Below are 16593 nucleotides of genomic sequence, written 5' to 3'. Positions count from 1 at the left end.
TTAATTCCGGATGATGAATTCATAGGACAATATCTTGCCCATTCTCTCTACGTCTACGGATACTTTATCGGCCGTTTTTAAGGAATTCCATATCTCCATCATTTTTACCGTATCGTTTAAAGGCATTCCGTTTACCCGCCGCACCACGTCTCCGGTCCTAGCACCAAGAGAATAAAAAATATGATCGCTGCCTATACTGTAAATTTTGTAACCGGCGATCGTGTTATTTTCCAAATAAGGACCGAATTTTCCCTTATAAAGTTCGGCTACGTTCGCTAATTTCCGATTCACGTCCTGTCTGGACAGAATTTTACGGACTGTATCCGCGGCAGGCGGTCCTCCCGGAATATCTGCCTGGGCTCCCAGTTTGGCTCTGGCTTCTCCCGGTGTTTGACCGATCTCCACTTTGAGAGATTGGCCTCCTTTTTCCAAAACTACATGGTTCAGTAGAATGGATTTTACTTTGTATCCACCTACCGCTTCCCCCATTGCGAATTCTTCCGCGTTTTGTTTCCCTTTTTCTAAAATAGTGACTCGGGCAAAACTCCAGTGGCCGCTTAGGGTTCCGGTGACTCTCATTTCTTCACCTTCTCCGGAATCTGGAGGGGCTCCAGGAGTTCCATCTGCACCTGCAGCAACTTCTCCGGGAGGAGGTGCTAAACTTCCCCTAAACAAGGAACCTGTTACCATTTCCTTGGACATCTCAATAGTAATAGAATTTTCAGCTACGGGTCTTCTCGGAGCGGCGGTGGAGGAACTTGTCTGCACATTCGGGGTCAGAAAAAGTAGAAGTATCCCTCTACAAAGATATGCCAGAGAGAAGGAAAAAAATATCACAACGGGGATCAGAACATAGAATGTATGTTTTCTGAATTCGATAAAAATTGCGTTCATTGCGCCCTTCGGATATTTTCACGGAATCATTCTAAAAAAGCCGGATCCAAAAAAAATGGACCGGCTTTTTGAAAGATGATCGCTTAAAGTTTTGCTACTTTACCTGGGTCCAGGTTGGTAACAATTTTTAAGGTCTTCCTAAGTGCCACCTCAGGATTAATCCTTTTTCCGTTATAGAACACCTCAAAATGGAGATGGGAACCTGTGGCAGAGCCTGTACGACCTACGGCACCTATGACCGTCCCTGCTCTCACTTTCGTTCCCTCTTCCACCGTAATTTTAGCACAATGTGCATACATGGTCCTATAACCGTTTGGATGATCTATGATGACGGAATTCCCGTAACCGCCGTTGACTCCGGCAAAACTTACCACACCTTCTGCAGAAGCTAAAATGGGTGCTCCTTGAGGGCCAGCCATATCTATGCCGGTATGGAAACCGCCTCCTCCTGTGTGGAATGGATCTTTTCTTTTACCATATCTGGACGAAAATCTAGCGCCTAAGACAGGGGTGATGAATACTCTTTTGTATTCTATTTTTTGGCGGGAAGCATTTCCCACTTTAACAGGAACACTTAAACTTTGTCCTACTTTTAGAACGGAACCCTTATTTAAACCGTTTGCCTCAGAAATTTTAGCCGCAGTGGTCTTTAAGGATTTAGCGATCCGGAATAAAGTATCCTTAGGTTTTACGATATAGGATTTTATAATAAAGCCGCTTTGGCTAACGATCTTGGAAGAAACGATAGGATTGATACTGATAAAAGAAGGAAGTTCCAGATTGGATTTGTCCTTATGATAACTAAGCGAAGAATACTTATCCTCTTCCCATTCTTGAGGTGATTGAGAGAATAATTGTTTGATCTTACGTTCTTCCTTGTCCGTAAAGAAGGAGGAGTCTTTATTCGCGTAATCGTTGATCGCGTTTTCGTAATTCTTGAGCGGATCGGCCGATAAAGACGAGGTAAGTATGGCGGATAGAATGGGAAGGTAAAGAATCGTCCGTTTCACATATTTAATATCGGCCGCATCGGGATGCCTTCTTGAACCTAGGGGGGAACGACGGCTACTTTTTCTTTTTATATTCCGTGAGCTCATTTGCAACGATCTTATCCAAATCCTCTATACTGATGGTTTTTTTCTCTAGATCTTCGTTTACCTGATAAGCGATCAGCCTGCCGATAGCATGTTCCCTTTTTTGGTCAGCGGGGAAACATTTCACTTTTATTAGGGACGGAGTCGATTCGATGTAGATTCGGACCAACATTCCCTTCTTAAAAGTTTCGGTTGCGGAGACTTTTGTGTCTTTTTTGAGACTATATATCTTATCCTGGTAATGCTCGTTGATCTCGGATAACTTCTCTTTTTTGATCAGTCTGGCCCCGCACTGTAAGGTAAATAGAGCCAATAAAAAAGCGAAGAATCGCACCATTTCATGCATAACTTACTGAAGGTCCGGAAGTGATAAACTAGTTTTTAGAAAAAAAGCGCGAGGCCCGAATTTTTCCGCACCTGTCCAGGTTATGGAGACATACAAACTGACCAAATTTTGGGGAGCTTCCCTTGAAGGAATTCTTCCCTTTCCGGTTTCTGTTGAGATCAACATAAAAAGAGGGATACCCAGGTTCCAGATCACTGGACTTCCGAGCCCTTCTATCAAAGAATCCACCGATAGGATCAGGATCGCTATAGAGAATAGTGGATTCGAATACACTCTACAGAATATTCTGGTTCATTTAGCGCCTGCCGGCAGAAAAAAAGAAGGGACATACTTAGATCTTCCGATTGCAGCAGGGATCTTACACCTAACGGAACAATTGCCACCTTCCGAAAAACTAGAACAATTCCTTTTCTTGGGAGAATTAGGACTGGATGGAACCGTTAAACCTCTAAAAGGGATCCTTCCTATACTTTCCGGATTGGAAAATTTAGGTTTTTCCGCGGCAGTTGTACCTTTTGAAAATCGAAAGGAAGCTTCCCTAATCGGAACATTTCCGATCTATACGATCTCTCATCTGAAAGATTTAGTCTCTTTAGCCAAAGGAGAGATCAAGCCGGAACCAAGAGGAAGTATAAAGATCAGATCCGAAGTCCTTGCTTGGAAATCAGAATTTCATAAAAGCCAATTGCCTGCCATACGAGCGATTCAAATTGCAAGTGCCGGATTTCATCATTGTTTATTGTCAGGCCCTCCGGGTGCAGGAAAAACAATGCTAGCAAAATTGGCGTATGGATTTCTTCCCAAGATTCAGGAGAAGGAAGGAATTGAACTATTAGGCATTCGATCTTTACAAGAGAACTTGTCCGATACGGAAGTGGAAAGACCTTTTAGGACGCCACATCATACTACATCCGATATTGCTTTGGTCGGAGGATCAAGCAGCCTGAGAATGGGTGAAGTTTCCCTAGCTGGAAATGGGATCTTATTCTTAGATGAACTTTCTGAATTCAATTCTCGAAACTTACAGGCGTTACGGGAACCGATGGAAGAAGGTAAAATTACGATCTCACGAATAAAAGGATCGATCACCTACCCTGCTTCTTTTTTATTTATAGGAGCGACCAATCCTTGTCCTTGCGGATATTACCAAAGCTTAATAAAGGAATGTAACTGCAGTGTTTCCAGTATCCGAAATTATCAATCTCCTTTTAACGGACCGTTTTTGGATCGGATCGAAATTTTTTACCATTTGGGTTTTGCGATCCGTACGGATGAGAAGAAGGTTTCTATTAATTTAAAATCCATCCGGGACTCCATCCAAACCGCTTCGGACATACAACGTAGTAGACTATTCAGAGAAACAGGGAAACTCTACAACGGAAAATTAAGAGGGGAAGAAGTAGAAAGAATGATCCCTCTTTCCAAGGAGTGCGAAGTTTATTTTTGGAAAGCTGTCGATATACATAAATTCAGCATTCGTAAGGTGGCCCATTTTAGAAAAGTGGCAAGGACGATTGCGGATTTGGAAGGTTCTAAAGAAGTACTTTTGAGGAATTTGGAGGAGGCCCTTGTTTTCCTGAATTCCGGATGGTCTCCGGAAAACAGGGCCGTAACCTAACTTGTTCTTTCGACGGTTTTATTTTTGTGGTTACTTTGACAGGAAATGCGAGAGTTCCATAGCGATCTTATCGATTGCGAAATCAATGTAGTTTTCGTCCTCGATCTTCTTCTTATAGTCCTCGAATTTCCGCTTTTTGATCGGAACTCCTCGTTTTCTCAGGATCACTGGGTCCGGTCCGAACGGGTCGGACCCGGCCAAGTTGCCGAGAATTTGGATGCTTTTCATAGTTACTTCCTTGTAACGATTTAAGGTCCTCATCCTTGAGAACCCGCAGACAATTCGAAAATCGACTCGTTTTTGAAATCGCTTAACGATGGTTTTAGAATAGATTAAGATAATATTTCAGTTCCCTTTTTTCGGTAATAAGGGCCAAGGAGAAGGAGACAAAATGATCTCTAAACGAAACGTTTTTACTCAAATAATACTCGGCTGCCGTTTTCATTTTTTTCATCTTAGCCGGGTGGAATATTTCCAAAGGATGAATCGGCGAAATTTTGGCCCAGTACTTCACTTCCGTAAAATATAGGACGTTTTCTTTCTCACTAATTATGTCGATTTCTCCCTTTTTGATCCGGAAATTCCTTTCTAAAATTCTATGACCTTGCTTAAGAAGTAATTCGACGGCGAGATTCTCTCCTTCTTTTCCTTTTCGTACTTTATATTTGGAGACGGGTCCCATACGGAGACATGTTTCGAAAAAGAAGAATGGAGAAAAGTTTTTGGATCTAAAAAGATAAATCCGAAAAAATTAGGAATTTGCAGTGGCTTCTTGTAGATCTAATGCCTTCACGATAAATAAATGATTTTCTTTTACCAGATCCACTAGGATAAGATTTCGCACGAAAGTCCCATATTCGTCTTTTATAATACGGATCGAAGGACGTAAGGGTTTGTCCGCGTTGGCGGCAAGAACGATCCCTACTCTTTTGTCGGAAAGTTCCACGCAGGAACCTACCGGATATAAGGAAACCTGGTTTAAGAATGTTCTTACGATCTTGAGATCGAACTTACCCACATCCATACTGATCATAGACTTGATTGCTTCGTGTGGAAGGACTCTCTGCCTATGGGGTCTGTTTGTGATAAGAGCTGAAAAATTATCCGCAATCGCATAGATCCTCGCATTTTCCTCGATTGCAGTTGCCGCAATCTTTTGAGGGTAACCTTTTCCATCGAAACGTTCGTGATGTTGGAGTGCTACTACCGCCAAACTATTCTTAATTTTGATTCTCTGGGTAAGGACTTGATACCCTATGATCGTATGTTTTAAGATGGATTTATATTCTTCGTCCGTGAGTTGGTCCGTTTTTTCGGAGATGGTTGCGGGAACCTTTGTCATTCCCACATCCGCTACCAAACAAGAGATCGCAAGATCCACCATCTTAGGACGGGAGAAGTCCAGAAGTTTTCCTATAATCAAAGCATAGAATGTGGATGTAGTGATCTGATTATATAGATAATACCCCGGATTATTCATTCCGAGGATCAGGTAAGAAAGATTATTATGGGTTCTAACAAAGTCCGCCAATGTCTCGCCTTGTTCTCTCACAGGACCGAAATCGAATACCTTATCGTCTGCAACTTTTCTATAAACATCCTGAACAAGTGCGAATGTGTTTTTGTATAGGTTGGAAAATTGTACCTTAATTCGATTTAGGTTATCGTAGATCCCTTTTAAAGGAAGAAGATCCTCGTCTACGATGGTACTGATGATAAAATCCTCCAATTGGGTTTCCAATCTTTCCGGATCCACATCTATCACTAGGATGTCTCCGTGGGTCAATACCTCGGTAATCCCGAATCTTTTCAAACGTTCCAGATCCGAATCAGTGATCGGAGTATTGGAAGTGATGAACAGATTTTCTTTGTCCAGATAAACGGGTTTTGTGAATCTCATACCCGGCTTCAATTCGGACACGTTCAATTTTTTCATTTTTCAAATTCCCTTGTTGCTTCCGCTTTTTGGTTTAGTACGAAAGCAAAAACACCCGCAACCGCTCTGTATAAATTTTCCGGTATTTCCTGACCTACCGGTATCGGAGAAAGTGCCTCGGCCAAAGGAGCATCCTCCACTATAGGAACCCCGTGTCTCTTTGCCACACCCTTGATCTTTTCACCTAAAAGACCTTCTCCTTTGGCTAGGATTTTGGGGCCTTTATTTTCTTCCGGTGTAAACTTAAGGGCGATTCCGAATTTCACGCAGTCCATTCCCTTCTCTGTAAAGAGGGCTTATATTGTATCCTGAGTTCTTGGAATCTAACTCCCGATTCTTCTAAGAACTGCATAAATTTTTTACGATTCCGACCTATATGCAAGTACAATTTAGAACTAGTATAAATAGCGGTTAGAATCAGGTCCGACGCGTCTTCTTTTTTCCAATGGAATCTGTAAAGACTCGGGCCGTCTTCTTTAGTCTCCATAAAGAGCACAAATATTCGCCCCGGATCGGTTCCACCCAAATACCCTTCCGCATTTCCTCCCTCCCATTCCCACTCGAAATAAGGAGTCTCGGATTTCCATTCGAAATGTGGAAAATAACTCTTCAAGAAAGCCAGAATACTATCTTCCGAGATGGGACCTTCTTCTTTATGTAGTACTTTCTCCAAAACCCCTGTGAGTCCTTTTTCCAAGGGAGAGAATATTTTGGAATCACCTTCTTCTAACGTTAGTTTCCTTTCCTGTATTTTCCATTCGGAGTTAGTACCGGATAAGGTTCGAGATAAAAGTAATTGTTCCCCTGTGAGAAGGCTGGTTTTAGTTTCCGCTTCGAATGTTTCTCCGTTCCAAACAAGTTTTGCCTTTCCATCCCTCGTACCTTCTTTTACCCAAACCCTAAAAAATGGAGCATCCTTGGATTCCCCTTCGAATAGTTCCGGGTTTTGGATCTTGTTGGAAGAATCTATAAAAAAGGATATTTTATGGGATTCCGGGACTCGATCCGTTTTACGGACCTGAGGATTTTGGTTTTTATCAATCGGATTGGGGGGAGGGATGGGAAACATGGAATTTTTTCGTAAAAGATCTTCTGTGGATTCTTGCTAGTCCCAGATCCCGGATTGCTTGTTCATGTCCCGCGCTGCCGTATCCTTTATGCGTTTCGAATCCGTAACCGGGGAACTTGGAAGCGATTGCTTTCATAAAACGATCCCGTTTTACTTTTGCGATTATGGATGCGGCCGCGATACTTGCGATCCTGGAATCTCCTTTTTTATAATAATAAGACTGGCGTTTTACCTCTTCCGATTCCTTGTATTTGGAAAAATTATAGTTTCCGTCGATTAAGAGCAGAAGTTTTCTTCCCGTATTTTCTATCGGACCTTGGGAACCCTTTCTATAACATTTCAATATACCTTCTAAAACCGCTCTATTGATCCCATAATGATCTATATAGGTATGAGATAAGAAACTGTGGGCGGTTTTATGGGCGGATTCCATAATTTCTTGGAATAGAGACTCACGTTTGGACTCGGAGAGTTTTTTAGAATCGTTTAGTCCTTTTAAGATCTGTCCCGAATAGATTTTTTCCAGGACCTCGGGGGTGAATAAAACCATTGCTACGGACAAAGGACCTGCATAGGGACCTCGCCCTGCTTCGTCTATCCCGCAAGGAAGATGTTCTGGAAAAAATTTCAATTCTTCCGGTTCGAAATTTGCGAGAGGCATTGGATTTTAAGGTGGGAAAAAGGAGAAGAAGGAAAGAGATACTTGCGGCAGAGAATTCCGCCGCAATGAAAAAGATTCTTATTCGGCAGCAGGTGCAGGAGCAGCTGCTTTTGCTTCTTCTGCTGTTTGGCGTTTTCTGTCCTCTGCTACTAAAACTTTTCCGCCTTTCAACTCGCGAATACGAGCTGATTTTCCGGAACGTTCTCTTAAGAAGAAGAGCTTAGAACGACGAACCTTACCTTTACGTACTAGTTCAATTTTAGCGATACGAGGAGAATACAGTGGGAATACTCTTTCTACACCTACATCGTAAGAAATCCTACGAACGGTGAAGGATTTTCCGTTTCCGCCGTTAGAGATGGAGATCACAACTCCTTCGTAAACCTGGACCCTTTCCTTACCGGATTCTTGGATTTTATAATGGACCTTTACAGTGTCCCCAACATTGAAATTTAGGGTACGATTCGCTTCTGTTGGAAGTCCGCCTTTTAAAAGTTCTTTCATAAATTCCTCGTAATATCAGGGTCGACTTTCTTTCGATTGGCTTTGCGCCAAGATTCTATCGCCGCGTGGTTTCCGCCCAAGAGAACTTCGGGAACCTTCCAGCCATTATACTCGGAAGGTTTCGTATATTGTGGATATTCTAAAATATCCCTTTCGTTATGAGATTCTTCTTCCAGGCTCTCTCGGTCGCCTAAAAAGCCGGGCAAAAGCCTGGACACAGCATCCGTTATGCAGAGGCTAGCCAAATCTCCGGCTGAAATTACATAATTTCCAAGGGACAGTTCTATGTCAACAAGATGCTCTGTAACCCGATGATCCACTCCTTCATAGTATCCTGATATGAGAGTGATCGGTTTTTGGAGCTTGGATAATTTCTCCGCAACGTTCTGGTCGAATGGAATTCCGGATGGAGTGGTAAGAATTACGAGTCCTCTATCTTCTCCCAATGATTTTAATGCCAGGTCAATCGGCTCTACTTTTAAGAGCATTCCTGGACCTCCACCATAAGGAGTGTCGTCTACCTTTAGATGTTTATTATTGGAGAAGTCCCGCAGATGTACAATGTTTACGGAGAATACTCCCTTTTGGATTGCCTTCTCTTGTAGCCCTTCTGAAAAATACGCTTGGATCTTGGACGGGAATAAGGTAATAAAATTAAATTTCATTCCAATCCTCAGGGTTTTTTAAAACGATCTTACCTTCTTTCAAGAGTACTTTGCCTACATGTTTTTCCACATAGGGAATTAAGACCTCAGAATCTTGGGTTTGAAAGACTAAGATAGAATGTGCCGGATTTTCTAGAATGTCCACCAATTCCCAGCCAAGTTCTTTTCCGTCTTCACTGACGGCTTTTAGACCTTTTAACTCGAAGAGATAATATTCTTCGTTTTTGGATTTGGGAAAATAGGAGCGATCGATATAAAGTTTCCCGCCTGTTAAGGAAGATGCTTCTTCCGGAGAATTGATCCCTTCCAATTGTAAAAGGATCTTACCCGATTGTATGGTCGATTTCAGGATCTTAACGGGTACAGGTTCCCGAGAGGGAAATTCTAAGGTGGCTTGGATGGGAAATTTTAGTTCCGGAACGGAACTGTCCTCTGCAACCAGTCTGACAAAACCCTTCAGTCCGAAGGGTTTTCCTAAATGTCCGGTTAGGATACGAGTCTCAGTCAATAATTTCTAAGGAGAAATTTTTTCCGGCTTTGATGGATGCTGCGGTTAAGATCGCTCTTAAGGACTTTGCGATCCTTCCGTTTTTGCCGATCACTTTCCCCACATCCTTCGGGGAAACCCGGAGTTCAAGGACGGTTTGTTCGTCGCCCTCGATTTCCTTAACGGAAATCTCCTCCGGATGATCTACTAGAGAAGTAACGATATAGCGGATCAGCTCTTCCATTACTTCTTCAGGGATTGTTTATATTCCGCCCAGATTCCCTCGTGTTTAATGAGGTTTAGAACGGTTCCGGTAGGTTGAGCACCTTTGCTGAGCCAGCCTAAAATTTTCTCTTTATCCAGGACTGTTTGGCTTTTCACCTCTGCTGGGTGATAGTGTCCGAGAATATCGATAAATTTACCGTCTCTAGGGGAACGGGCATCTGCAGCCACGACCCGATAGTGAGGGTTGTTTTTGGCTCCGGTTCTTTGTAGTCTGATCTTAACCAAAGTAAAATTCCTTCGAATAAATAAGGATGGCTCACCGTACGGCTCGCCCTAATACGCCATAATTTGCCGGAAAGCCGGGCTGTCAATATTTAATAATATTATTACTTTACGAGGCTTTTTAAGCGGATTCCGTTCTCGCTTGGGTCTCCGGATTTGAATAAACCGGCTCCTACAACACAGATATCCACTCCCGCCTGAGCGAGTTCTTTGATATTTGTATCATTGACTCCCCCATCTACTTCCAACTCGATCGGATATGGAGAAATCAAAGACTTCACTTTTCTGATTTTGTCCATTCCCCCATCCACGAACTTCTGTCCATAGAAGCCAGGCTCTACAGTCATGATAAGTACTAGATCAATATAAGGTAGAAGTGTTTCTAACGCGGAAACAGGCGTTCCGGGATTCAGGGAAACTCCAACTTTCGGTCCATTCTTCTTAATTTCCTGAGCGAGACGGATCGGGAAATGGGTAGTTTCCGCATGAAATGTAATGCAGTAGGGATTTAGTTCATAATATTTGTGAACATGATTTTCAGGCTTCTCCACCATAAGGTGAACATCTAAAGGGATCTGGGTCATTGCCTTGATCTCTTTATTGACCGCTTCGCCGAAGCTAATCTGAGGTACAAAGTTTCCGTCCATCACGTCCATATGGACTAGGTCTATTCCTTCCTTTTTAAAGTTGGGAACAGTATTCGCGAGTGCTGTAAGTTGGGTGGCAAGAATAGAAGCGGAGATTTTCAAAATTCGTTCTCGTAGTCTTTGGATTTTACTTTCGAACCTTTCTCGTCCAAAAGAACCAGTGTCACGTCTCCCGTTCTGTAAAAGACGGTCTGGATTTTTTCTCCCTCTTGGTAGGTTGTGGGAGCGCTGATCTCGATTTGTTTCGTTTCGTCTTTTTGGTCTTTTACGATTAAGGAATACGTTCCGTTTTCAGGAGCCTCGTACACGAAACTTTCGTATCCGCTTTCTACCCTGTCTTCCGGCTCGAAATAAAATACCTTAAACTTGTATTCGTTTCCTACTTTTTGGACGGATTCAATCTTTCCGTTGTCGGGTCGAAATTTGGTGACTACCACTTCCGCCTTGGAGGAAATTTTTGCTCTTACCAACGCTCTTTGCGCGAAAGCGAAAGAATCGCCCGGTTTAAAATCTAATCCTGCCTGGGGCTCCCCTTCTTTTTTCTTGGTAGAAGGTTTTGTAACAAGTAAGAATACTTTTTCGCCCGCGGTGATGTTTTTACCTGCTTCCGGGATTTGGTCCACTACGGTATCAGGTTGTTCTCCTTCTTTCACTTCGACGTAGGTGATCCCGCCTAAGGTCAGAGAAACATAGGTCTCTCCGGAGAGGACTTTTTCCATGGAGTTTTTAGCGGAGACTAAACTTTGACCTTTTAGGTTGGGCATATCGATCCTGTCTAAACCGATATTGACCGTAAGAGAAACTTTGGAACCTGCTTCCACTTCTCTTCCGGGACGAATGGATTGGTAGATGATGATACCGTCCGTTTTATCCGGATATCGTTTGGACTCCAATCTGACTTTTAACTGGAGACGCATTAACTCGTTATGGACTTCGTTGTACGGTTTACCTACCACATCAGGCATGACCACCATGCTTGCACTTTTGGTACGAACAAATACTACTAAGAATGCGGCTATGAAGAAGACTACTAAGCCGAATGCGATGAAAAAAAAGTAACCCCCGATAGGGAGATATTTAGAGCGGAGTTCTTCCTTGGTCACTCGAAACGATCCTCGTCCGAAATACGGAAACCGTTCATGAAATCTGCCACAGTCATTCTGTTTTTATTTTCCGGTTGCACGGAAAGGATCTCTAAGAAACGGCCATCTCCACACTGGAAAATAAGGGCCTTTTTGTCCATTCGTTTCAATTTGCCCGGCTCTATCGGCGATTCGGAAAAATCTACCGGTCTTGTTTTCCACAAAACCAAACGTTTGTCTCGAAAACGGCAGTAGCCGCCTAGATCCGGACTTAAGGCTCGGATTCGATTATGCACTTCCATGGCGGAAAGTTTTAGATCTAAGACCCTGTCCTCGGCCTGGATTTTCGTACAATAAGTGGCTTTGGAATGGTCTTGCGGAGAAGCTTCAAAGGGAGAAGTTCTTGGACCTTTTAAAAGCGGGATTAGGCTTTGGATCCCAGCTTGGGTGATCTTTTCCATCAGGGTTCCGGTATCGTCCTCCAGATCCACATCCACTTCTTGGATGGAGATGATATCTCCTTCGTCCATTTTTTCTCCCAGGTATTGGATACTGATCCCTGTTTTCGTATACCCTTTCCAAAGAGAGGTTTGGACTGGAGAAGCACCTCTTAAGTCAGGCAGAATGGATCCGTGTAGATTAATGGAACCAAATTTAGGATGAGAGAAAATTTCTTTAGGTAGAATAGAACCGTAAGCGAATACCACGTAGAGTTCCGCATCGAACTTGGAAAAATTTTGGAGCGCATCTTCTTTTTCCCTCTTTATGGATTCGTATTGGAAGACCGGAAGATTTGCAGATAATGCAATATCTTTTACCGGGCTTGGAACAGGGGTTTTACTTCTTCCTTTGGGACGATCGGGATTTGTGACCACGAATTGTACTTGGATCTCAGGCTCTTGTAGTAACGCCTGCAAAAGTTTGGCAGAAGGTTCCGGGGTTCCAAAAAATGCGATTTTCATCAGACAAGATCCAATGGATCAAAATCCAATTCCAGGTAAACGTTTTTAGAAATTTTAAGCGGCCGGATCTCTTTTTTTAGGATCTCTCTCCATTTGTTCTGTACAGTCGTTTTGATGAGTATATGATTTCTGAAATTCGCATCTATCTTATAGAAAGGACAAGGAGCTGGACCTAGTACGACTGTGTTCGGTTCGGGCAGATGTTTTTTTAAAACTTGGTGAACTTCTTCAATCGTTTTGAGGGAAAGACTTTCATCCTTGGATCTGGATAAGATACGTACAAGTCGAGAGAATGGCGGGTAAAAAAGTTCTTCTCTGGTTTTGATCTCGGATTCATAAAATCGAATATAGTCTTGGTCCAATGCCATTCGAATGATCGGATGATCGACTGTGTTTGTTTCGATCAAAACCTCTCCGGCAAGATCCGATCGTCCTGCTCTTCCCGCAACTTGTGTCAAAAGAGAAAATACTCTTTCCCCTGCTCGAAAATCCGGAAGTCCGAGGCCGATCCCTGCATTTAACACTCCAACGAGAGTGACCCTTGCCGCATCTAAACCCTTGGAGATCATTTGTGTTCCGGTGAGAATATCGATCTCTCCGTCTACCAATCTTCCGATCACATCTGTGAGAACACTTTTGTCCTGGATGGAATCCTGGTCTAAACGTTCTACTTTCGCACCCGGAAAAGTTTCTAAAAGGAATTCTTCTAGTTTTTGGGTGCCTGTTCCCATCATGACGAGTTTTTCTCCCAATTTGGATTCCAATCTTTGGAGAGAATCCGAAAATCCGCAGAGGTGACAGATAACGGTACCTTTTTTATGATAACATAGATGAGATGTGCAGTTCGGGCAAGGGATGTACGTTTTTTCCTTTTCGGAATAGAGTAAAGGACTATATCCTCTTCTGTTTAAAAGAAGAATGATCTGTTCTTTTTTATCCAACCTCTGCTTGATCGCAAATGTAAGTTCCGAACCGAGAAGCCTTGCATCTTTTTTATTTTCTTCGATCCGAACTGTCGGAGGTTTTGCGGTTCCCGGTCTTTTGGTCAGAGTTTGTAGACCGATTTTTCCCGTTTTTGCCAAATGATATACTTCTAAAGAAGGAGTTGCCGATCCTAAGACCAATACCGCTTTGTTTGTTCTGCAACGTTGTAGCGCAATCTGTCTTGCATGGTATCTAGGTGTAGAATGTTCTTTAAAAGAACCGTCATGTTCTTCGTCTATGATGACGAGTCCCAAGTTTGAAACGGGTGCGAATACGGCGGATCTTGTTCCTACTGCGATCCTTTTTTTCCCTTGAATTAGGTCCGTATATGCTTTGAATCTTTCCGAAACTTTTAATGCGGAATGTAATAATGCGATCTCTCCCGGAAATACCGCTTCTAATTTGCGGATGATATGATAGGTCAAACCTATCTCCGGAACTAAAAGTAAAACTCCCTTGTTTGAGTTTTGTAGAATGTCCCGGATCAAATGCAGATACACTTCGGTTTTTCCGCTTCCCGTTATTCCGAATAGAAGATGTATGGAGTCTTTTCCAAAATCCGCTTTGATATTTCGGTATGCCGCTTCCTGTTCTTCGTTTAATGGAAACGGTTCCGAAGCCGAGAGTCCCTCGGTTAGTTTTACTTTGGAATGCCTTCTCCCCGACGGGATCATCTTGTGGATACATTCCCCGAGAGATGCGAGGTATTGTTCTTTTACCCAATAGGCAAGTTGGATCTGCTCATCGTTGATGACAGGAATTTTGTCTATGACCCGATCTACTTGTAAGACTGCGTAGCTGGGTTCATTATGATGTAAGGATAATACGATCCCTTCTTCTTTTCTTCCTCTGAGTTTGGCTTCTACCCTCATTCCGATTTGTGTGCCAGAAGGGACCTCGTAGGTGAATGTATCTTCTAAGATCGGAAGATCGAAGGCTAGTTCTGCATATTGGATCAAATTTTCTCTTTAATCTCCTGATGAAAGATCCCGAGTTGGGAGAGGATACTTTCTTTGACTTCTATTTCCTTCTTCTTGGCTTCTTGGAATTCGATAGAATCGGCTTTACTGGATTTTCTTTTTTGTTCCGCCGCTAAGATCGCTTCCGGAGAACGAAGCACCACCATCGGGATACCTGGTTGGAACTCTAAAGTTTTGCCCATTTGTTTGAGGGCCTCTTCTTTTCCGAAATATAGAGTGGCTGCGGCGCCTAACAGTATAATTCCTTGTATATTTTCTTCTTGGATGGTTTCCTGCACTTGGACCTTACAGTTCTGGGTCCTTCTTTTCCAATCTTCTTCATTCGATCTGTCTTGGGAAAATAAACATCCCGGAAATTCTTGGAAATAGAACTCCTTCATCGTAAATCCGAATACTTTTTGGATCATTCTATCGAATACATCCTCCGCTTCGCTGGTCCTGAAAATTTTTAAGGGAGATGTTTTTACGTACGATTGTTTTCCCGAGATCGTTTCGCCAGTATAATGTAATACTAATATTTTTTTTCTACCCCGGATGATAAAATGACGAACTGCGCTCAAACGGTCAGGGCATAATTTGCAGGAGAAGTTTCTGTCCTCTTTTTTCGGAGGGATCCTCATTTGGATCCCGGGAATGGAAGTCTCTTTTTCTTTTTTCGATCCGATGGAGGACCAATTCCAGGAATCTTTCCATTCTAAGTCCAGATCCTGGGGATCTTTTTCTCCCTGTTTTCTTATGATTGGGAATTCTCCGTTTTGGACTAAAAATTTAAAGTCCTGCAGGATCCCTTTCAGCTCTGTAAAAATTCCAGGCTTAGTCATGGATATCCTCCGCCTGTATTCCTAAAGATTTCATTTTTCTGTATAAATGGGATCTTTCGATTCCGAGCGCCTTGGAGGTTTTGGAGACGTTTCCTTCATTCGTCTGTAAGGTTTTTAGAATATACTGTTTTTCAAATTCTTCTTTTGCCTTTTTGAAGTCCCCTTTTTCCACCAGATCGTTTGCCTTCACGAATCCGGTCATGGAATCTTTCACATCTTGGGCCCGGATAATATCGCTTACGGTCATGATACAAAGTCTTTCAATCACGTTCTTTAATTCTCTGATATTTCCAGGCCAAAAATGGTTTTCTAGGATGGCGACCGCTTCTTTCTCTATAATTTTAGGAGAAAGATTATTTTCCGCGATCGTTTGTCTTACGTAATGATCCACTAAAAGTGGAATATCGGATTTTCGATCGCGTAACGGAGGGATCGTAATCGGGATCACATTTAATCTGTAATATAGATCTTCTCTGAACTTTCCGTCTTTGATCGCTTCTTCCACCGGTATATTAGTCGCTGCGATAATTCGAACATCTACGGATACTTGTTCCGTACTTCCCAACTTTTCGAATCTTTGTTCTTGGAGGATACGAAGTACCTTTGCCTGGGTGGATAGGGACATATCGCAGATCTCGTCCAGGAATAATGTGCCTCCGTTGGCAGCCTCGAATTTTCCGATCCTTGTGTCCGTAGCCCCTGTGAATGCACCTTTTACATATCCGAACAATTCCGACTCTATCAATTCCTCTGGGAGAGCGGCACAGTTGACCTCTACGAAGGGTTGATCTTTTCTTTTAGAATTTTTGAATATAGTTTTGGCGACCAATTCCTTTCCCGTTCCATTCTCTCCGTAAATGAACACCCTTGCGTTTGTGGCTGCCGCCTGAGCTATGGAAAATTTAACTTTTTGGATGGCGGGAGAATTTCCTAAAATTTCATCCGATTCCAGTTTAATTTCAGGAACTTCCGACTTTCCGGAATATACTAAAGCTTCTTCTACCGCTTCTAAAACTTTTGCTATCGATAATGGTTTTTCTAAAAAGTTTAATGCACCCTTTTTGGTGGCTTGTACTGCAAGTTCTATCGTTCCATGTCCTGAGATCATGACCACTGGGACAGTCGGATAAATTTTTTTGATCTCATCTAGGATGCTTAGTCCGTCCTCTTTTCCGAGCCAAACATCCAGCAAAACAAGACTTGGTCTTTCTATCTTAAGGTGTTTTAAGAAGTTTTTTCCGGAAGAGAATTGTTCCGCTTCGTAATTTTCGTCCTCCAAAATATCTTGGAGGGATTTGCGGATTTCCGGTTCATCATCTACTATAAATATTCTCAT

General features: G+C 42.6%; 21 protein-coding genes. 1 reads left to right on the top strand and 20 read right to left on the bottom strand.

Annotated features, from left to right (window positions below; translation table 11 throughout):
• The 3 genes from LEP1GSC192_RS03065 to LEP1GSC192_RS03055 all read right to left on the bottom strand — a co-directional run bounded on the left by LEP1GSC192_RS03065 (nucleotide 1) and on the right by LEP1GSC192_RS03055 (nucleotide 2334).
• A complete protein-coding gene (locus LEP1GSC192_RS03065; RefSeq protein WP_020768354.1) occupies nucleotides 1-894 on the bottom strand; it encodes a type IV pilus biogenesis in 894 nt (297 codons plus the stop codon).
• A gap of 83 nt (nucleotides 895-977) precedes the next feature.
• Entirely contained in the window at nucleotides 978-1991 is a 1014-nt protein-coding gene (locus LEP1GSC192_RS03060; RefSeq protein WP_198289288.1) for a M23 family metallopeptidase, read from the bottom strand.
• Nucleotides 1960-2334: a type II secretion system-associated lipoprotein gene (locus tag LEP1GSC192_RS03055; protein WP_020768524.1), complete on the bottom strand. Its 375-nt coding sequence runs from the start codon at nucleotides 2332-2334 to the stop codon at nucleotides 1960-1962. Before LEP1GSC192_RS03055 ends, LEP1GSC192_RS03060 begins: the two co-directional genes overlap by 32 nt.
• Before the next feature lie 82 nt (nucleotides 2335-2416).
• On the opposite strand from LEP1GSC192_RS03055, the gene LEP1GSC192_RS03050 reads away from it, so the two are divergent.
• The gene (locus tag LEP1GSC192_RS03050) at nucleotides 2417-3952 is read left to right on the top strand and encodes a YifB family Mg chelatase-like AAA ATPase (RefSeq protein WP_020768073.1); all 1536 of its coding nucleotides are present in this window, start codon (nucleotides 2417-2419) and stop codon (nucleotides 3950-3952) included.
• Between the two features lie 30 nt (nucleotides 3953-3982).
• Here LEP1GSC192_RS03050 and LEP1GSC192_RS03045 read toward each other — a convergent pair whose 3' ends face one another.
• The 17 genes from LEP1GSC192_RS03045 to LEP1GSC192_RS02965 all read right to left on the bottom strand — a co-directional run bounded on the left by LEP1GSC192_RS03045 (nucleotide 3983) and on the right by LEP1GSC192_RS02965 (nucleotide 16593).
• Nucleotides 3983-4180 (bottom strand): hypothetical protein, encoded by a 198-nt coding sequence (locus LEP1GSC192_RS03045; RefSeq protein WP_008590301.1) that lies wholly within the window; start codon nucleotides 4178-4180, stop codon nucleotides 3983-3985.
• Nucleotides 4181-4274: 94 nt separating this feature from the next.
• Nucleotides 4275-4634, bottom strand: a complete 360-nt coding sequence (locus LEP1GSC192_RS03040; RefSeq protein ID WP_020768143.1) for a YraN family protein — start codon at nucleotides 4632-4634, stop codon at nucleotides 4275-4277.
• A gap of 69 nt (nucleotides 4635-4703) precedes the next feature.
• Nucleotides 4704-5888 carry an HD-GYP domain-containing protein gene (locus LEP1GSC192_RS03035; RefSeq protein WP_020768210.1) on the bottom strand — a complete coding sequence of 395 codons (1185 nt, stop codon included), beginning with the start codon at nucleotides 5886-5888 and terminating at the stop codon, nucleotides 4704-4706.
• The gene (locus LEP1GSC192_RS03030) at nucleotides 5885-6163 is read right to left on the bottom strand and encodes an EscU/YscU/HrcU family type III secretion system export apparatus switch protein (RefSeq protein WP_036088732.1); all 279 of its coding nucleotides are present in this window, start codon (nucleotides 6161-6163) and stop codon (nucleotides 5885-5887) included. Before LEP1GSC192_RS03030 ends, LEP1GSC192_RS03035 begins: the two co-directional genes overlap by 4 nt.
• Complete coding sequence (locus LEP1GSC192_RS03025; protein WP_020768046.1) at nucleotides 6151-6957, bottom strand: hypothetical protein; 807 nt, start codon at nucleotides 6955-6957, stop codon at nucleotides 6151-6153. Before LEP1GSC192_RS03025 ends, LEP1GSC192_RS03030 begins: the two co-directional genes overlap by 13 nt.
• Nucleotides 6926-7618 carry a ribonuclease HII gene (locus LEP1GSC192_RS03020; RefSeq protein WP_020768071.1) on the bottom strand — a complete coding sequence of 231 codons (693 nt, stop codon included), beginning with the start codon at nucleotides 7616-7618 and terminating at the stop codon, nucleotides 6926-6928. Before LEP1GSC192_RS03020 ends, LEP1GSC192_RS03025 begins: the two co-directional genes overlap by 32 nt.
• 78 nt (nucleotides 7619-7696) lie before the next feature.
• Complete coding sequence (rplS, locus tag LEP1GSC192_RS03015; protein ID WP_020768447.1) at nucleotides 7697-8122, bottom strand: 50S ribosomal protein L19; 426 nt, start codon at nucleotides 8120-8122, stop codon at nucleotides 7697-7699.
• Entirely contained in the window at nucleotides 8119-8787 is a 669-nt protein-coding gene (gene trmD, locus LEP1GSC192_RS03010; RefSeq protein WP_020768492.1) for a tRNA (guanosine(37)-N1)-methyltransferase TrmD, read from the bottom strand. The genes rplS and trmD overlap by 4 nt, the downstream gene beginning before the upstream one ends.
• Nucleotides 8777-9295 (bottom strand): ribosome maturation factor RimM, encoded by a 519-nt coding sequence (gene rimM, locus LEP1GSC192_RS03005; protein WP_020768350.1) that lies wholly within the window; start codon nucleotides 9293-9295, stop codon nucleotides 8777-8779. The genes trmD and rimM overlap by 11 nt, the downstream gene beginning before the upstream one ends.
• A complete protein-coding gene (locus LEP1GSC192_RS03000) occupies nucleotides 9288-9518 on the bottom strand; it encodes a KH domain-containing protein (RefSeq protein ID WP_008591501.1) in 231 nt (76 codons plus the stop codon). The genes rimM and LEP1GSC192_RS03000 overlap by 8 nt, the downstream gene beginning before the upstream one ends.
• Nucleotides 9518-9784, bottom strand: coding sequence for a 30S ribosomal protein S16 (rpsP, locus tag LEP1GSC192_RS02995; protein WP_020768224.1), 267 nt, complete (start codon nucleotides 9782-9784; stop codon nucleotides 9518-9520). Before rpsP ends, LEP1GSC192_RS03000 begins: the two co-directional genes overlap by 1 nt.
• A 101-nt stretch (nucleotides 9785-9885) precedes the next feature.
• Nucleotides 9886-10530 carry a ribulose-phosphate 3-epimerase gene (rpe, locus tag LEP1GSC192_RS02990; protein WP_020768025.1) on the bottom strand — a complete coding sequence of 215 codons (645 nt, stop codon included), beginning with the start codon at nucleotides 10528-10530 and terminating at the stop codon, nucleotides 9886-9888.
• A complete protein-coding gene (locus LEP1GSC192_RS02985) occupies nucleotides 10527-11531 on the bottom strand; it encodes a PASTA domain-containing protein (RefSeq protein ID WP_020768446.1) in 1005 nt (334 codons plus the stop codon). The genes rpe and LEP1GSC192_RS02985 overlap by 4 nt, the downstream gene beginning before the upstream one ends.
• On the bottom strand, nucleotides 11528-12472 hold the full coding sequence (fmt, locus tag LEP1GSC192_RS02980; RefSeq protein ID WP_020768000.1) for a methionyl-tRNA formyltransferase: 945 nt from the start codon (nucleotides 12470-12472) through the stop codon (nucleotides 11528-11530). The genes LEP1GSC192_RS02985 and fmt overlap by 4 nt, the downstream gene beginning before the upstream one ends.
• On the bottom strand, nucleotides 12472-14415 hold the full coding sequence (gene priA, locus LEP1GSC192_RS02975) for a primosomal protein N' (RefSeq protein WP_020768084.1): 1944 nt from the start codon (nucleotides 14413-14415) through the stop codon (nucleotides 12472-12474). Before priA ends, fmt begins: the two co-directional genes overlap by 1 nt.
• Complete coding sequence (locus LEP1GSC192_RS02970) at nucleotides 14412-15257, bottom strand: hypothetical protein (protein ID WP_020768149.1); 846 nt, start codon at nucleotides 15255-15257, stop codon at nucleotides 14412-14414. The genes priA and LEP1GSC192_RS02970 overlap by 4 nt, the downstream gene beginning before the upstream one ends.
• Nucleotides 15250-16593 (bottom strand): sigma-54 dependent transcriptional regulator, encoded by a 1344-nt coding sequence (locus LEP1GSC192_RS02965; RefSeq protein ID WP_020768218.1) that lies wholly within the window; start codon nucleotides 16591-16593, stop codon nucleotides 15250-15252. The genes LEP1GSC192_RS02970 and LEP1GSC192_RS02965 overlap by 8 nt, the downstream gene beginning before the upstream one ends.

Origin of the sequence: Leptospira sp. B5-022 (assembly GCF_000347035.1) — a bacterium.
GTDB lineage: Bacteria > Spirochaetota > Leptospiria > Leptospirales > Leptospiraceae > Leptospira_B > Leptospira_B cinconiae.
This window is presented reverse-complemented; position numbering and strand designations above follow the sequence as displayed.

Bases quoted from the DNA above. Each gene is read 5' to 3' on its own strand.
- LEP1GSC192_RS03030 (WP_036088732.1), bottom strand. From the start codon at position 6,163: ATGGACTGCGTGAAATTCGGAATCGCCCTTAAGTTTACACCGGAAGAA.
- LEP1GSC192_RS03050 (WP_020768073.1), top strand. From the start codon at position 2,417: ATGGAGACATACAAACTGACCAAATTTTGGGGAGCTTCCCTTGAAGGA.
- trmD (WP_020768492.1), bottom strand. From the start codon at position 8,787: ATGAAATTTAATTTTATTACCTTATTCCCGTCCAAGATCCAAGCGTAT.
- LEP1GSC192_RS03035 (WP_020768210.1), bottom strand. From the start codon at position 5,888: ATGAAAAAATTGAACGTGTCCGAATTGAAGCCGGGTATGAGATTCACA.
- fmt (WP_020768000.1), bottom strand. From the start codon at position 12,472: ATGAAAATCGCATTTTTTGGAACCCCGGAACCTTCTGCCAAACTTTTG.
- LEP1GSC192_RS03045 (WP_008590301.1), bottom strand. From the start codon at position 4,180: ATGAAAAGCATCCAAATTCTCGGCAACTTGGCCGGGTCCGACCCGTTC.
- LEP1GSC192_RS03025 (WP_020768046.1), bottom strand. From the start codon at position 6,957: ATGTTTCCCATCCCTCCCCCCAATCCGATTGATAAAAACCAAAATCCT.
- LEP1GSC192_RS02970 (WP_020768149.1), bottom strand. From the start codon at position 15,257: ATGACTAAGCCTGGAATTTTTACAGAGCTGAAAGGGATCCTGCAGGAC.
- rplS (WP_020768447.1), bottom strand. From the start codon at position 8,122: ATGAAAGAACTTTTAAAAGGCGGACTTCCAACAGAAGCGAATCGTACC.
- LEP1GSC192_RS03040 (WP_020768143.1), bottom strand. From the start codon at position 4,634: ATGGGACCCGTCTCCAAATATAAAGTACGAAAAGGAAAAGAAGGAGAG.
- LEP1GSC192_RS03020 (WP_020768071.1), bottom strand. From the start codon at position 7,618: ATGCCTCTCGCAAATTTCGAACCGGAAGAATTGAAATTTTTTCCAGAA.
- LEP1GSC192_RS03065 (WP_020768354.1), bottom strand. From the start codon at position 894: ATGAACGCAATTTTTATCGAATTCAGAAAACATACATTCTATGTTCTG.
- LEP1GSC192_RS03000 (WP_008591501.1), bottom strand. From the start codon at position 9,518: ATGGAAGAGCTGATCCGCTATATCGTTACTTCTCTAGTAGATCATCCG.
- LEP1GSC192_RS02965 (WP_020768218.1), bottom strand. From the start codon at position 16,593: ATGAGAATATTTATAGTAGATGATGAACCGGAAATCCGCAAATCCCTC.
- LEP1GSC192_RS03055 (WP_020768524.1), bottom strand. From the start codon at position 2,334: ATGCATGAAATGGTGCGATTCTTCGCTTTTTTATTGGCTCTATTTACC.
- LEP1GSC192_RS03060 (WP_198289288.1), bottom strand. From the start codon at position 1,991: ATGAGCTCACGGAATATAAAAAGAAAAAGTAGCCGTCGTTCCCCCCTA.